This is a genomic window from Candidatus Dojkabacteria bacterium (genome assembly GCA_030583845.1).
Lineage (GTDB): Bacteria > Patescibacteriota > Dojkabacteria > SC72 > JAHDCA01.
Genome location: CP129478.1, coordinates 662,689 through 677,924, shown reverse-complemented (window position 1 = coordinate 677,924; position 15,236 = coordinate 662,689). Strand labels below are relative to the sequence as shown.

Below are 15,236 nucleotides of genomic sequence, written 5' to 3'. Positions count from 1 at the left end.
GCTATGCACGTGGTTCAATCTTATCTTTCCCCACATACTCTCGCAGAACCTCTGGTACTGTGATCGATCCATCCTCATTCTGATAGTTTTCCCAGATTGCGATCAAAATTCGAGGCGATGCGACAACTGTGTTGTTTAGTGCATACGGATAGTAGTTCTTGCCATCTTTTCCTTTGACTCGTAGGTTCAGTCGACGAGTCTGCCAATCTAGCAGGTTTGAAGCGCTATGTGTCTCGCCATATCCGTTTCTCGATGGCATCCATGTCTCGAGGTCAAACATTCTGTATTTGCCAGCACCCATATCACCCGTACAGATCTGCAACACTCGATAAGGCAGCTTCAATGCCTGCAGTAGCTCCTCCGAGTAGCTCACCATCATATCATGCATCTTGGTTGATTCTTCTATGTCGTTCTTGCAGATTACTACCTGCTCAATCTTCATAAATTCATGAATTCGGTATATTCCTCGTGTATCTTTACCGTAGCTTCCTATCTCACTCCTATAGCACTGCGAGAAGCCTGCATATTTCACTGGGAGCTGATCTTCGCTCAATACCTCATCGCGGTGGTAATTAAGCAGTGACGGCTCAGCAGTACCAATTAGATACTTCTTATCCTTATCCTCTCTTCCTTCTTCCTCTTTCACGTGACCCAAACTATCGACTACATAGATGTTAGCCAAATCAAATGGCATATGACCGCTGCCGTACAGTGCATCCTGCTTTACAATCGTCGGCGGCACAAATGTCTCAAAGCCTTTCGATTGCATAAGCTTCAAGCCATACATCATCAAGCCCATGTGCATTAATGCACCCTCATTCTTCAGATAGTAGCCTCTAAAACCACCAGTTTTCACTCCTCGCTCCAAGTCGAGCAGATTTAGCTCTTCACCAAGTTGAATATGATCTCTCTGCTCAAAACTTGGCTTAGCGGGATCTCCACCTTCTCCTCCCTCAGGCGACCACCTGCGTAGCTCGACATTCTCAGAGTCATCTTTGCCGACTGGGGTATCCTCAGAAATAAACATAGGGGTGTACCAGATAAGCTCGTCATATTTAGCTTCAATCTCTGCGAGTTTTGCTTCGGCTTCCGTAATCTTGGCTTTGATACTTTTCCCTTTCTCAACTAGATCTGCTGGCGGTTTGCCGCTTACTTTCTTAATCTCGTCCACGTTGTCGTTTCTCTCTTTCCTGAGCTGCTCAACTTCGGTTGTAAGAGCCTTACGTTCTTCGTAAAGCTTAAGTAGCTCATCGATATCTAGGTTGATATTTTTCTGCTTTACCAACTCCTTATAGAGCTCTGGGTTTTCTACTATTCTTTTAATGTCTGTCATCGAAATTTTTAATAAAGATTAATTTCACAAATCAGCAATAGTTTATCGTTTGCTGCTACTATTTCAGACCGAGCTCATCTTTGATTCCACGCATCGCATCAATCACAAATTGCACATGCGTATCAAAGTCTTCGCCTAGCTCTTCACAACCCTGAGTCAGATGCTCGCGGTGAACCCCTTTAGCAAAAGCCTTATCCTTCATCTTCTTCTTTACCGATTTCACCTCCAGACCTGAGAGCTGGTCAGGCCTTGGGAGAGAGCATGCAACGATAAAGCCGGTCATTTCATCTACTGCAAAAAGAGCCTTGGACATATGGGATGGGCGGGAGCCTGGATTACCTCCATCGGCGTGCCCTTCGATCGCTATAATTATATCTTCGCTAGCCCCATTTTCTCTCAATGTTTGATATCCCCACTCAGATGGATGCTCAGATCCCATTTTCTCATAATCAAAATCATGCACAAGTCCGCATACTCCCCATTCTTCGACATCTTCGCCATACTTTTGCGCATAAGCACGCATAGCTGCCTCAACCGCAAGCATATGTTTAATTAAATTTTCATTCTTGGTGTACTGCTTTACAAGTGCCATTGCACCTTCTCTATCCATGTTCTGTATCACGCGATTTTAATGATCTGTGCTATTATATCCCATAGCTACTTAATTAATAAAGAGGTTAGACCTAGGTTGTTTAGACCCACTCTGCTCAGAGTAGAATTGCTCAGACCCGATCGGGTCTGAGCACTTGGGGTCTGACCGATATACACGTATGATAATTGTAGATGTAGAAGCAACAGGACTAAATGTGACCGAGTGCTCGCTGCTGAGTATTGGAGCAATCTGCCTAGAGGAGCCCGAAAAAACCTTTTACGGTGAATGCCGCATATGGGAAGGAGCAATTATAAATGAAGAGGTTCCAGAAATTACCGGCTTCTCGATCGAGGCGATGCAAGATCCAAACAAGCCTACTGTAAAAGAGTTGTTAGGTAAATATATAGAATGGACACAGCAATTTGAAGATAGAACACATGGAGGATCTTCCGTCGGATTCGATGCGTTTTTATTGGAGAACGAAGCCCAAAGATGGGGTTTTGGCACACCTTTCTCCTACAGAGTGGTAGACCTCCACGCACTTGCTTATGTCAAATATCTCAAGCTAAATGGCAAGCCATATGTGGTCGATGGCAAGAGCAAGCTTGGACTTAGGGGTACATTGGAATTTGTCGGGATGGAGGATAACCGCAAAATTCACAACGCACTCGAAGACGCAAAGCTCACCGCGGAAGCGATGTCACGGATAATCTACGGGCAAAACCTACTACCAGAATATAAGCAGTACGACATTCCTGATTTCTTGAAGGATTAGCTCCCTGCACTGCTATAACGATTAAGCATCAATCTCCACATTCCTATCCCGACAATGAGAAATAGCACAGCTATAGAGGCAGCTACGCCCACCATCCAGATAGCACTTTCCCCAATCAGTATCTCTGCCGGCACAGTCGCTATAAACGCTACTGGAAAAAGAGTATAAAGTATCAGCTGTACAGCCGCTGGATAGATATCTGTAGGAAAGGCGCCGATCCTGGTGATACCCTTCATCAGATCCATAAAACCGGTTTCAACTTTCCACAAACTGATGCTTGCCACCACTAAATGTAAGCCGTACCAAATTACCAAGGCGATAATCAGCATTAATATTGCTAGCGGGATCGTCCAAAGGCTCAGGCTCTCCGACTCAGCGACAAAATAGTAGATCACCATCACAGCACCAGAAAGCGAGGTAATAGCATCATCGATAAAGAATTCGCCAAATGATGCCTGGAAGAGTGAGCCTGCAGGTGAAAGCATAAAATAGTCGAACTCACCCTTCATCACGCGCTCTTCAAGCCGCCATAAATTCACATTAAATATCCCCCACCCTAGATAGTTCACCAGATTATAGTAACCAAGTAGCAAGATAAACTGGTTTCGGCTCCATCCAGCTACTTCACCGCTTTCACCAAACAATCCCCATACAATCAGCAGCTGGGTCGCAACTACGAAAAATGCACGGAAGACTTTAGTTAAAAAGTCTGGTCTGTGAACCATGTCTCGGTTCAAGCTTCTTTTCACAACTAGAAGCCATAGCCTCATATAGTATTTCATCTATCCGCCCTCCGTTTCATATCTGCTTAACGCTTTTTTAATGAAAATTTTGTAAAAAACCACACTGAATGAGAGATATGCCCCTCCGATTAGCAGGCCTCTGAATATTCCATCTCTATCTACATTCCCAATAAGTATCTCGACCGGGAAAGAGTAGATATATCTAAACGGGAGATATTCCCAAATCAACAGCAACACCCCACTTACAAGCAGAGCAATTGGAATATACTCACCTGTCACCAAGCTAAGTGTATTCACAAACATCGTCCTAATACCACGGACATTTTCCATATAGAATGCCGCCAGAGCGAAGATATGCCCAATCATATAATTCGCCCCGATGGCTATCACTATTGCAAATAAAAGACCGATCGCGCGCTCAAGATTCATGTCAACTATCAGCCTATCTCTCCACGCGAAGCTGATTGCCAAAGCCACAGGCAGAAATATAGCTAGCCTGAATAGCTTAAGCCCCGCTGAGCGTCCACCATACATAAACATATAATTGACCGGGCGCAAAAGATGCTGCCCAAACTCGCCGTTCATGATCGAATCTGTCACTGAAAATATGCTCCAATCTTGAGCTATACGCGTTACAATCATAAAAAAGAAGAAGTAGCTAAATACCTCTACTGCCTGATCCACATTACCTTGGTAACGCGCTACCGAGCTCCAGAGATATGCGAAGATAAGCGGCTGCAAGATATCAGCCAGCATCCAGCTGAATATCTTTAATCGATATGATAGATCGTGGGAGATTTCTAACTTGAGGGCAGCATATGATGGTTTCAACCAATGCATCATTTTGCCTTTGATGATTTTTTCTGTTTCGGTGCCTTGGATTCAGCAGCCTTATCACTCATTTCAGCTTTTTTATCTTTTGCGTCGAAGTACTCGGTCTCTAGCTGCTTCAGCTTCCACATGAAAAGCCTCGCTTTATTTTTGGCGTTCGGATAATCTACTGCAAAAGATAGTGCTTGCTCAAGCCATGCCCTCGGCTTCTCTTTGGCAAGCCGAATATAGAGCGAGACATTTTTCTCTTCCCCGAGCTTCATCGCCAACCGATAGCCGTAATCCTGAAATTCTTTGCTGACGTATTTGTTCTTAGCGATGAGGGTCTCTTTATATTTCTCTTTATCCTTCAGTAAATCTTTGAATGACTCCATACCTGAATTTTACCCGACCACTCAGCGTCAGTAAACTAGCTAAATGCTTAAACCCCCAAAGCCTCCTAGAGAGGCAATTTTCGACCAATCAGGACTAAGTGATCGTTACTTCTGAGGAAGCTTCTTGAATATCTCGTAGCTGCCATACTCGTTGAACAGCCTCTCTGCGTCGTCAGCATCTCCAAACTCAAAAATCTGCAGAGTAATGCCTCCCATTATATCTATCGCCTCAGATAGCCTTGCTAAGTCTACCGAGACCTTGTCAGTTGAGAACTCAACAGCTCCAATCCTTGAGGCATAATTAAACAGTAACGCAAAACCCTTTGCGTACTCATCGATCGAGGAGCTCTCCTCATGCCGAAGACAAACATCAACACTATAGATCAGTGTCGCGACCAGCATATCTTCCATCTCTTCTTGGGTGAAAACACCCTTGAGAAAATGATACTTCGCGCTCTTCATACCAAGAAGCGTCGCATTTAGTTCGCGAATAGCATTTGAGTAATTTTGTAGCCTTTCTTCATAACCGTCGAATTTGACAAGACCTTCTGTTATTTCATGAAATGCTAATGAATAGAGCTCACCTTCCATTGCATCTTCAAGCTTTACATCTTTACCTTTTATATCGATGCGGTCCATCAGCCAGGAGAGGTTGTTCCTAAACTTGTACTCGAGCGCATTTCGATACACCAGAATCTTCGTGCCCATCTTTTCCGCAAGATCGGTTTCATTTGGCAGATTAGTCCCGGTTGATTGGGTGTTTGATTGCCTTCCTGAGAACATCAATACATCGTCTACTCTAAATGTGACTTTGCGCCTTTGAATCTCTTTTGAAGCCATTGAGGTCGGATTTAGGATATCGGCTGTCTTGAACAGCTGGATAAATTTGTCACTATCCTCTGTTTCTTTCTCTCGTAAGACGCGCAGGTTGAATTGGAACGATTTCTTGTAGCCGAGGAGCTTATCTTCATATGTCTCGAGTGGACCCATGAGCACTTCAATTCGAGTGTGGCCATTTTTAAGGTATACATTTAATGCCTCGTCGAAATCACCTTTATCCCATGCCTTTGCTAGCTTCGTGAAGTAGCTTTTCGTTTCAGAATCTTCAAGAATATCGGCGCATTCTTTAAGTATTTTTACAACTTCATCAATTTCTGAATCGAATTTATCTCTGTAGTGGACCGCCTTCAGTCTGCCGTTGCTCTCTTCTACAAATGTATATGGGGATGTTATTGCGGAGTCTTTCTTAGCCGCCAGCAATACCTCTTTCTTCGTAACGCCATCCGGGTAGACGTTGACCATACCTTTCCCGGGATCCACTTGAGCCAGCCACATCTTATGTACAATTTCTCCCACTACCTTGAGCCGCTCAATGGCATCAAGCTCTGACTTAGATAGATGCGACAGGTCGGCATCTAAGATCTTTGGTTCAATCATTCCTGCTTAGAATGGTTTAATTTATATGAGTTACTCAATACCTAGTATTCTGAATGCTTTCTTGATGCCCCCCATATCCACCAAGACTTTGTCACCGACTTTCGCACCCACAAGCGACCTGCCAACAGGAGATTCGTCGGATATCTTATTATTAAGCGGATCTGCCTCCAAAGCTGAGACTATCATGAATTTCTCCACATATCCCTCAAAACCCACCTTTACGGTGGTTCCGACGGAAACAGTATCCTTGAGCGAATGCTTCACAATCTCAAAATTGGAGAGAATATCTTTGATCTCTACGATCCTTTTCTCGAGGTATCTTTTATTATCCAACACATCTGAGAATTCGTCGTCCTCCTGGCTATTCGGCAAGTCTCGCAGCCAGTTTAAGCTATCTGCGATCTCCTGCCTACCTTTGGTTTCGAGTATACTCAGCTCTTTTTTGAGCTCCTTGACCTTTTGCTTGGTCAAGAAATATTTCTTGCGTCCCACGTACAGTCCTTTCAACCGGCACTAAATACATTTAATCCCTGCGGTCATTATACAACGAATTGGCGCGCACTCAAAGCATAAATAGGTATAAGTAATTGCCTATAGGATAGAGGATTTTACCTGGCTTTAAACTGGTCGGTCATCTTTTTCGACGACTCTTTACGCCATTCGGTGATTTCTTTATGGTTTCCAGAAAGCAACACATCCGGCACTTTCCAGCCATTAAACTCCTCCGGGCGTGTATATTGTGCATATTCTAGCAAATTGTTTTCATGAGACTCATCGGTAGAAGAGTGCTCATTGCCCAGAACGCCAGGAAGCAACCTCACAACTCCATCAAGCAGAGTCAAAGCTGGCAACTCACCACCTGATAGGACATACTCGCCTACCGATATTCGCATATCCACCAGATTATCAAGGATCCTCTGATCAAAGCCTTCATAATGGCCAGCGATTAGTATCATATGCTCAGTATTCTTTGCAACAATCTCCCTCAATATTTTCTGCTTAAGCAGATGGCCTTTTGGTGTTAAAGCAACTACCACGCTATCTTTCTGGCGTAGCTCTTCAAGCGCGCGGTATATTGGCTCAATTTTCATGACCATGCCTGCACCGCCGCCATATGGCCGATCGTCTACACTTTTATGATTATCAGTTGTCCATTTGCGGAGGTCATGAGCTTTGCATTCCAAAGCGCCGGACTCTTTAGCGATCCTGAAAAGGCCGAACTGCATGAAATTTTCAATCTGCTCTGGAAAGATTGTTATTACATCGACTTTCAACATGTTTGGGATATTGTTATTTCTCTATATTTGGTACCGCCACGGGGAATCGAACCCCGATTGCTAGGATGAGAACCTAGTGTCCTAGCCGTTAGACGATGGCGGCGTAGCTAAAACAGATCTCAGGAAAGTATTTTACCATAGACTTAATGAACTGTTAATTGCTAAAAAGCTATGATTTACATACATATAAGTTATACTTGCTGACCTTTTGCTTGGACAATTGGCACCTTAACTCTGCAATATACTTAGTAAAAGAAGCCACCTGGACAAGCAACAGGTCAGCATGTATGTTGCATAATATTTCGGTTCAGTATAGAATTTGGATCGGTTTTCCCGTCAACTACCCAATGACATAAGCTAATATTTTAGTCACGCAATCATGAACGAGAAAGTTCAACTGACACAGAAGGGATACGAAAAATTGAAAAAGGACCTGCAGAAACTTACTGTCAAAAGAGACGAGCTCAAGGGCATTGTAGAAGAGATGCGTGCACGAGGCGATGTATCTGAGAATGAAGGCTATACGCTTTCATTGGAGCAGTACCAGGTGAATGAGAAACGAATTGCGGATATACAGGTAATACTTGATACCGCAGATATTGTTAATGATTCAAAAGGCGGAGATAGTGGCGTCGTAGAGCTTGGAGCAGAAGTAGAGGTGGATGTTGATGGCAGCAAGGTTGTTTACTTCATAGTTGGTGAGTCTGAGTCTGACCCGCTTAACAACAAAATTACCCTCAAGTCACCTATCGGCATGGCAATAGCCGGCAAGAAGGCTGGCGCAAAAGTAGTCGTAGAGCTTCCTCGAAAGAAGCTTGAATACAAGATCCTGAGCGTAAAGTAACCCCGCTAACTTATAGTGCGTTTTCCGATAGCGACGAGAATGCACTTATCTAAGTAACGCTACATCTTTTGAAAATCTTACTCCACAGATTTAACAACTACCGCACTATAAGTTAGCGGGGTTACGGGTGGAGATATGTCCCCGATTCAAATACCGCAGCCAGATCAGCCTGGCTCTCAAGATTTTTTCCACCTGATACGAAGAAAGATAAACCTTTCCTCACAGAGAACTGTGCCGCATGAGTACCAACCGGCACATGCAGTCCTGGCGCATCGTGAGCATTTTCCATTGAGAGGTTGAACATCTTGAAATAGTCACTCCATGTTAGATCCTGTATAGGCGTGGCGTCTGGGTTACTCTTCGGATCTGCGGTGTACACATGGTCAATATCTGAGAGCTTGTAAACTTTATTCTGCCCGATTATATCTGCAACTATTGCGGCATTCATATCCGAGCTCCATCCAGCTTTGAAACCACCAGTAATAATCGTGCCTCGCTTATTGGTAACAATAAATTCAAGCAGCTCTCCAAAACTAGTCGGCAGCAGTATCTCACCTGCACTGCTGCCTAAAACAGATGCGAGTATTGCTGCGTTTGTCCGTGTTGCTTCCATACCGATCCGGTGCTTGGACAGCTCATCTTTGGCGAGATCTTCAACCTGACTCACCAGATGCCTCGAAATCTTCCCTCCACCGACGACAAACACGATGAAATTGTACTCAGGACCGTGCGCGACATACCAGCTATGAAGCTTCTTCATCAGCTCCTTGTTTATGCCCAAGTTGAGGTCGTAGATCAGCGAGCCACCTAGTTTTATTACTATTGATTTCTCCAACTGTTTAGATTTTTAAATTAGAAACTTGTAACTATAATAAATGCCATCAAAGCAAAAAGCAGAGGCGGCAGGTAATCGCTCAGCTTGCTTGTACCACTCAATTTTACGGTCCAAAGTGCGACTACAAGATAGAAAAGTATGCTCATAACCAGTGGGAATAGATAGCTCCCGCTATCCATGAAGAAGTATGCTACTGCCCCTAAGAATATTGTCGAAGCCACGAGAACAGCAAAGCCGGCCCAATTCTGCTGTTTATTTATCAGCAGCTGATGGCCAAGCAGTATAAATGCTGCCACGCTCACGCCCAGCACTCTTACGGCGAATGAGTCACCGAAATATGTAAGCAATGTTACAGCAAGAAAGAAAACTATGATATCCAAGAAGCTTAGAATTGTCCGTGTATCACGCTCGATTGTGAAAACCTTGGTATATGAGTTTTTGATATTCACAAAGATTACGAAAAATAGCATCGAGCTTAGGATTATAAGTAGCTGGGTGAGAACCAAGTTTACGCTAACATAGAGGAAATAGCTCACAAGACAGTAAAAAAGCAATGGCAGGATGAAGTTAATGAAAAATCTCTCATGATTCCGAATTTTGATCAGCGCATCAGAATTATCAGACACCTTCTTATACGAAAGCCTGAAGTATGTGGTGAAGATCCAGGTCACAACAAGCAGCAACCCAATAAAGCTGAAAAAGAAATAGACCTGCCCCACGCCAATAATCTCAGGTACCTGTGATATCTCCCATATGATGAAGAGTATCACTGCATACACAAACTCTCTTTTATACCTGCTAATTAAGCCCATCGAGACATCACATAATTTAATTCATGCGACAAACCGCCGCTTAAACCACCGAGCCAAAAGTTCCAACAAATGTTCCCGCTAGTAACAGGAAGACCCAGATCGCAGTCGTAAGAAGGTAGCCACCACGCTCGCTAAGTTTCCCTAATTTATAATAGTGATAAACCTGCAGCGAAATCAATCCTAAGATCGCCATTCCAAATACGACATTCACTTCACTCTTCAACGGAATCCCTTGCAAAAACCCTGTAAAGCTACCTATATCATCTTTCGGGAGGATCGAGCTTACAGATTCAACATCCTGCACCGGCTTGATAAACCGACTGAGGATCTCATGCTCACCCACGTTTCCTATAGCATCCGCCAGAAGTAGCTTCACAGATATATGATTTGCTACTTCAGAGTCTGAGATGCTGAGGAACCATACCCCATCTTCAGTGAACTCCATCGGAAATGGCTTTGAGCCAACCTGCACTGTCGCGACCATCTCAACCTCTGAGCCGTAGAGGGTTAGCTCCCACTCTTTCTGCTCATCGTTAAACTCAATCACCAGATCATCCTCTTCGAATGCCGGAGGCGTACTGTCCAAAGTAAACTTCACGCTATCCTCAAATTTTTTATCATCCTGCTCAACCCTCGCGGTTATCTCATGCTCTCCATCTTCCCAGCCCTGGCTGTTTCCTACGCTCCAATCGGTTTCTGCTGAATCACTTTCGCCAATCACAACCTCTTCTTCAGTTACACGCACCTTATATGACCCTACAACCCGCTCAACCACATCAATCGTACCTTCTATGGCTTGAGATGGATCCTTTACAGTCTCACCATCAGCTGGCTTTACAATGCTGATGCTCTTGATCTCGCCACTCTCTTCTCGTGGCTGTGAGCTCGGCTGTGGAGTCGATGGCTGCGAAGAAGGTGTAGAGGTAGTAGAACCTGATTGTGCGCCAAACATCTGTACCACAAGCGTAGTCTGCTCGCCAAGTAGCTCGCCCTCAACCACAGCGATTCCGATATCACGATAGTTACCATTCACAATGTTTGCGCGGTGGGTTGGGCTAGCCATCCAGGCCTGGTGCACACCCTCAGAGGTTGAGAAGCCTTTGGCTAGATTCTCGCCAGCATATACATAGGTGTAGCCCGCAGAGGTGATAAATTGCCACGGAGTCTCACCGTTAGGCCCAAAATGGTTCCAATAATCCTTCGTAAGCATATCGTTGGCCTTTGCATATGCTGCATTTGTCAGCCTCGAATCGGTCGTTAAGGTCGTCAGGCCAAGGTTTTGCCGCTCAGCATTTGTAAGTGAGATTAGTGTGCCTGCCGTTATAGAGCTTGCGATTACCTGGCTTGCTGATTCAGGGAAAAATGCTGGATAACCAACATTAAATGTGACCAAGAACAGAGTATAGATGACAAGCGCTGGCTTGCGCAGCAGATAGGGTCTGAACTTGTTTTTCGTCGTTGGTATGAATAGCCTTCGCAGCATTTACGGCAGTTTACAAAGATTTATTTCACAATTTTGCTTAGTACAGTGTATTAGATTTAAATTCTTTAGTAAACCCAAAACGTAAGCCTATTCATAGAGAATCTTACCACTGTAAATGGCTTTCCAAATAAATCAAACAGAGCGCTATCCCAATTTGAACAATAATGCCATTTACTTCTAATTACTAAAACTTTATCACAGTATCGATTTCTTTCATCAGTTTATCAGTCTCCAAAAGTACAAAAATAATCCTCTGATAATGCTCCATGTCTTCATACGATAGCTCCCGACCCTTACGATCCTTAAGCCACTTCTGAGCTGGTTGATACCCACCAATATAGAAATTCCATGCGATCTCAGGTACATTGTCAAAATATTGAGTGCTGTTTATAAATACTTTACTGTCCTCATATTTAACTCTCTCAACTAAATCGCTACCCTCTATGGGGAATGGTAAACTGGCCTCTGAGATCTTTGGAGATTCCATAAGGTGGAGCTCTCTAAGCTGTTTTCCCAGTTTTACAAATTTGTCGAATGTTTCGCGATCCTTCGGGTATGGCACTCTTGGGAAATCTATTTTGAGGAATTCCTTATACTTTTCGCGGTAGTTTGGGGAGTGTAGCACTGCGTATATGTAGTCAAATAGTTCTTCTGGTGTGAATGTGCCATTTAATTGCTTTATCTTGTCGGCGATTTCATCGTTTACATTTGAAGTTTTTGAGCCATCGGCTGCGTACAGATAGAGCGGGAATACATATGTTTGAAAACCGTAATAGTTAATATCGACCATACAATTACACACACTGATTGTCGAAAAATTTTGTGTATTTACAAGCTTCCGCATTAGTAGAAGTCCCACGTTTGGTTCAAAGAAATTTTTCATCATTTGCTTCCTTGAATCACCTCTTGGAATAATGTTCGAGATTCTCTCAACAGGATAATACGTGAATCTTGTATCGAATGGTGAATAAAGAACCTTCCTAATATTATTGTAATCGGTCTCGAAATACTGCACCTTTTCCTTTAATACCCAATCTTTAGTTTCATTAAAGTTATATTTATTAAGAAAATCTTCTTTAGAGAGTGTGTTTATATCCTCTAACATTTTTTCTACATCGTATCGTGTGAAGTGATTTCTTACCAATAGGTTATCTTTTCGAAACTTTGTCCCACTTGCATTAAATGTAAGTAACTCATCTACCCTAAACCCGCTTTCATACTCCACAATTGATCCAAAGTCCTTTGGCACAAAATAAAACGAAGGCTGAATGTAATTAAGCTTTTGCCAACTAATACTCGCCACAGAGTTCTCCTCTAGGAATTTAAACTTATCCTCACGCTTTCCAAACAAGTCAATATGATGAACTCTTGCTAATTTCTTTTTAGTGTTTTTGTTATTCATGTTGATTGATCTACTTATCTATTTGTGATAGAATTTCCTATCACCATAACCAGATAGGCCTAAGGTTTCGACCGAACGCTGATGCTGGTTTTTCTTTTCTTCCTATACCCAAAAGACTTAATAATTTGATCAATTCTCGTAATATATGGCGAGTACGGCTTTAGTAGCTGCGAGTACTTGGAGTTAGGAGTTAACAGTGCCAACAATTTTTTCCTTTTCACCAGAAACTGAATTAAACACGAAAAATCACCATCACCGCTTACTATAATTGCCTTGTCATACTTGCTGTACTCGATTGCAGAAGCATGCAGAACCAATTCTGCGTCTACATTACCTTTGACGGTCTCCTTACCACGGACAAAATATCTCACTGTCGGCTTAAATACCAGTATGAAGCCAGCAGATTGTAGATCACTATACAATTGTTGGTTGTTTGGAACCAATCCAATAAATAGATAGGCCTTTTGCACATTATATTTATTTTTCAGGTACAGTCTAAATTTCTGGTAGTCTATCCTCCAGCCCAAGGATCGCATACCTAGGTTCAAGTTCTGACTGTCTATGAAAGCGTAGTTTCCTTTCTTGCTCATATTTGAGGCTTCTTAACAAAAAAGTTAATCGAGACACCTTGCTGAATGTCAAATACATTCTCATCTTTACCACCATCTGGAGTCATCTCCTTCTTTTTCGAATTACCATGCAAATCGACTACATAAATGTCATCAAACGTTTCTAAGAGATGCTTACGCATCTGCCTGTGGATGATTCCATCGAGGAAAGAGTTATTGGTTATCATTGCCACAATACCTGAGCCATTTTTCTCGATCTGTTGCTCTGCGAAACGGATAAATTTAATGTAATCATCAGAGAGCGGTTGAATATTTCTTTCATTAAGATCTTTCTTGTACTCTTTCACCTCACTCTCGATCCATTCTCCTTTATTCTGAGAGCTGACACTGTAGGGAGGATTGCCAAGAACAACCATAACTGGTGTATCATGCTTTATCTTCCTTGCTGCTTCCGATTCCTGAGCAATACTATCCGCAAACCCGAAAGCGAATAGTCCATCCTGACCCTGTAGGTCATCAAGCGAGTTCGTGAGATAAATACCCAACCTTTTGTTGAAGTGGATAAAATCCGTTTTCTTAAATGCGACAGTTAAACGTAGATGCGCTATCGTGTATGGAGCCATCATCAGTTCAAACCCATGAAGCCTTGGAAGAAGCTCGTTGTGTACGTACTTATGCCAAGCTCCTTGGTTCTCATTCTTGGCGAATGGTGCGTATATATGCCTAATTACAGCACTGAAGAAAGTTCCTGTACCTACCGCTGGATCTAGTACCTGCACAATGTGATTACCCTTCTGGTCTTTACTGGTATCGGACAATCCTTTCGGTAGGCTGAAATCCTTTTTCAATATATGGTCGACAGATCGTACGATGAAATCCACAACTGGCACAGGCGTGTAATAAGCTCCCATCTTTTTTCGCAACACCGGATCATACTCTTTGAGAAAGTCTTCATAAAAATGGATAACCGGATCAGGAGCCTTCCGACGATCTTTTGACTGCTTACCGTAATAATCATCCATCAGTTTTTCAATATCAGCATGGCTAAGCACTTCACAAAGCTCGTCTACGATGTATTTAAGGCGAACATTAAAATTTGGTCCAGCAATATGATCGAAAAAGTGCCTCAAAAATGGATTAGAAGCAGGGATAAGCTCACGAGCCTCCTCGCGGCTAAAGCTATCTTCTGATTCATCATAGAATCTTGCGACGAAGAGTCCATACACAAGAGTCTGGGCATACATGTCTGCGAAGTCGTCTATTTTGAGATCGTGTACCAACAAGGTCTTGATTGTATCGAATACCTTCTCAAGATCAGCCGACTCTTTGTCCGGATGCTCAATAATCTCAAGAATATTGTCTCTTATTCTTCTGGCTTTACCGCCCATTACCTTCGCAAGGTGGAGTCCTGATTTGATAGGTTCTTTATGAGATTTGGTAAAATCGAGTAGAGTTTTCGCGAGATTTTGGTAATTATGAGATTGTGGTTCAATCGTGCGTCCCTTCTTGTCATACACGGCGATTTTTACCGGATCCTGATACCTATGACCATTCCTATAAAACCGGAACTCAAGATAATCTGTCAGCACAAGATTGTCGTAACCGAAGTATCTAGCAATTTGCTCAGATTGCTCTATCTTATCCAGCGACACCCCAATGTCTTTCACCTCAATGTAAAGCAATGGGACCCTAGCTTTGCTGTAGACTATAAAATCAGGTTTATTCCCTTTAGATGACTTTTCATCATGACCTATATCCTTGACGCCTATCTCTTCAAATACGTTCTTTAATAGCTGCTCAAATTCAGCTCTATAGCCCATCTCAGAAGTTCTCTCATTTTTGAACTTGCGTGATACTGATTCTAGATAATTAGTGAATATTGCATCTACATGTTTTTCGGCTGGCATTTTGTACTCTCTGGAAGTATTG

16 protein-coding genes and 1 tRNA gene are annotated in these 15,236 nt (G+C 43.0%); 2 read left to right on the top strand and 15 right to left on the bottom strand.

What is annotated here, in order from left to right:
- Position 1: 1 nt before the first annotated feature.
- Both serS and QY318_03100 read right to left on the bottom strand, forming a co-directional pair.
- Positions 2 to 1,333, bottom strand: a complete 1,332-nt coding sequence (gene serS, locus QY318_03105) for a serine--tRNA ligase (protein ID WKZ30812.1) — start codon at positions 1,331 to 1,333, stop codon at positions 2 to 4.
- A 58-nt stretch (positions 1,334 to 1,391) separates the two neighbouring features.
- Positions 1,392 to 1,943, bottom strand: coding sequence for an HD domain-containing protein (locus QY318_03100; GenBank protein ID WKZ30811.1), 552 nt, complete (start codon positions 1,941 to 1,943; stop codon positions 1,392 to 1,394).
- 160 nt (positions 1,944 to 2,103) lie between these two features.
- Here QY318_03100 and QY318_03095 point away from each other — a divergent pair, with 160 nt between their 5' ends.
- Positions 2,104 to 2,700: a 3'-5' exonuclease gene (locus QY318_03095; protein WKZ30810.1), complete on the top strand. Its 597-nt coding sequence runs from the start codon at positions 2,104 to 2,106 to the stop codon at positions 2,698 to 2,700.
- On the opposite strand, the gene QY318_03090 is transcribed toward QY318_03095, so the two are convergent.
- The 7 genes from QY318_03090 to QY318_03060 form a co-directional block, all read right to left on the bottom strand.
- Positions 2,697 to 3,482, bottom strand: a complete 786-nt coding sequence (locus tag QY318_03090) for an ABC-2 family transporter protein (GenBank protein ID WKZ30809.1) — start codon at positions 3,480 to 3,482, stop codon at positions 2,697 to 2,699. The two genes, QY318_03095 and QY318_03090, sit on opposite strands and share 4 nt — an antisense overlap.
- Entirely contained in the window at positions 3,483 to 4,286 is an 804-nt protein-coding gene (locus QY318_03085) for an ABC-2 family transporter protein (protein ID WKZ30808.1), read from the bottom strand. It abuts the gene before it with no gap.
- On the bottom strand, positions 4,283 to 4,648 hold the full coding sequence (locus QY318_03080) for a hypothetical protein (protein ID WKZ30807.1): 366 nt from the start codon (positions 4,646 to 4,648) through the stop codon (positions 4,283 to 4,285). The genes QY318_03085 and QY318_03080 overlap by 4 nt, the downstream gene beginning before the upstream one ends.
- A gap of 105 nt (positions 4,649 to 4,753) precedes the next feature.
- Positions 4,754 to 6,085 (bottom strand): hypothetical protein, encoded by a 1,332-nt coding sequence (locus QY318_03075; GenBank protein ID WKZ30806.1) that lies wholly within the window; start codon positions 6,083 to 6,085, stop codon positions 4,754 to 4,756.
- A gap of 30 nt (positions 6,086 to 6,115) precedes the next feature.
- Positions 6,116 to 6,592, bottom strand: a complete 477-nt coding sequence (locus QY318_03070) for a GreA/GreB family elongation factor (protein ID WKZ30805.1) — start codon at positions 6,590 to 6,592, stop codon at positions 6,116 to 6,118.
- A 101-nt stretch (positions 6,593 to 6,693) separates the two neighbouring features.
- Positions 6,694 to 7,362 (bottom strand): tRNA (guanosine(37)-N1)-methyltransferase TrmD, encoded by a 669-nt coding sequence (trmD, locus tag QY318_03065; GenBank protein ID WKZ30804.1) that lies wholly within the window; start codon positions 7,360 to 7,362, stop codon positions 6,694 to 6,696.
- A 28-nt stretch (positions 7,363 to 7,390) separates the two neighbouring features.
- Positions 7,391 to 7,465 (bottom strand) — tRNA-Glu (locus QY318_03060).
- Positions 7,466 to 7,741: 276 nt separating this feature from the next.
- Here QY318_03060 and QY318_03055 point away from each other — a divergent pair.
- Positions 7,742 to 8,206: a GreA/GreB family elongation factor gene (locus QY318_03055; protein ID WKZ30803.1), complete on the top strand. Its 465-nt coding sequence runs from the start codon at positions 7,742 to 7,744 to the stop codon at positions 8,204 to 8,206.
- Positions 8,207 to 8,327: 121 nt separating this feature from the next.
- Here QY318_03055 and QY318_03050 read toward each other — a convergent pair whose 3' ends face one another.
- The 6 genes from QY318_03050 to QY318_03025 all read right to left on the bottom strand — a co-directional run bounded on the left by QY318_03050 (position 8,328) and on the right by QY318_03025 (position 15,214).
- Positions 8,328 to 9,041 carry a hypothetical protein gene (locus QY318_03050; protein ID WKZ30802.1) on the bottom strand — a complete coding sequence of 238 codons (714 nt, stop codon included), beginning with the start codon at positions 9,039 to 9,041 and terminating at the stop codon, positions 8,328 to 8,330.
- A 17-nt stretch (positions 9,042 to 9,058) separates the two neighbouring features.
- Positions 9,059 to 9,853: a hypothetical protein gene (locus QY318_03045; GenBank protein ID WKZ30801.1), complete on the bottom strand. Its 795-nt coding sequence runs from the start codon at positions 9,851 to 9,853 to the stop codon at positions 9,059 to 9,061.
- A 40-nt stretch (positions 9,854 to 9,893) separates the two neighbouring features.
- On the bottom strand, positions 9,894 to 11,336 hold the full coding sequence (locus tag QY318_03040; protein ID WKZ30800.1) for a CAP domain-containing protein: 1,443 nt from the start codon (positions 11,334 to 11,336) through the stop codon (positions 9,894 to 9,896).
- Positions 11,337 to 11,520: 184 nt separating this feature from the next.
- Positions 11,521 to 12,738, bottom strand: a complete 1,218-nt coding sequence (locus QY318_03035; GenBank protein ID WKZ30799.1) for a hypothetical protein — start codon at positions 12,736 to 12,738, stop codon at positions 11,521 to 11,523.
- Between the two features lie 59 nt (positions 12,739 to 12,797).
- Complete coding sequence (locus QY318_03030) at positions 12,798 to 13,328, bottom strand: NYN domain-containing protein (protein WKZ30798.1); 531 nt, start codon at positions 13,326 to 13,328, stop codon at positions 12,798 to 12,800.
- Positions 13,325 to 15,214: an N-6 DNA methylase gene (locus QY318_03025; protein WKZ30797.1), complete on the bottom strand. Its 1,890-nt coding sequence runs from the start codon at positions 15,212 to 15,214 to the stop codon at positions 13,325 to 13,327. The genes QY318_03030 and QY318_03025 overlap by 4 nt, the downstream gene beginning before the upstream one ends.
- Between the last annotated feature and the right edge of the window lie 22 nt (positions 15,215 to 15,236).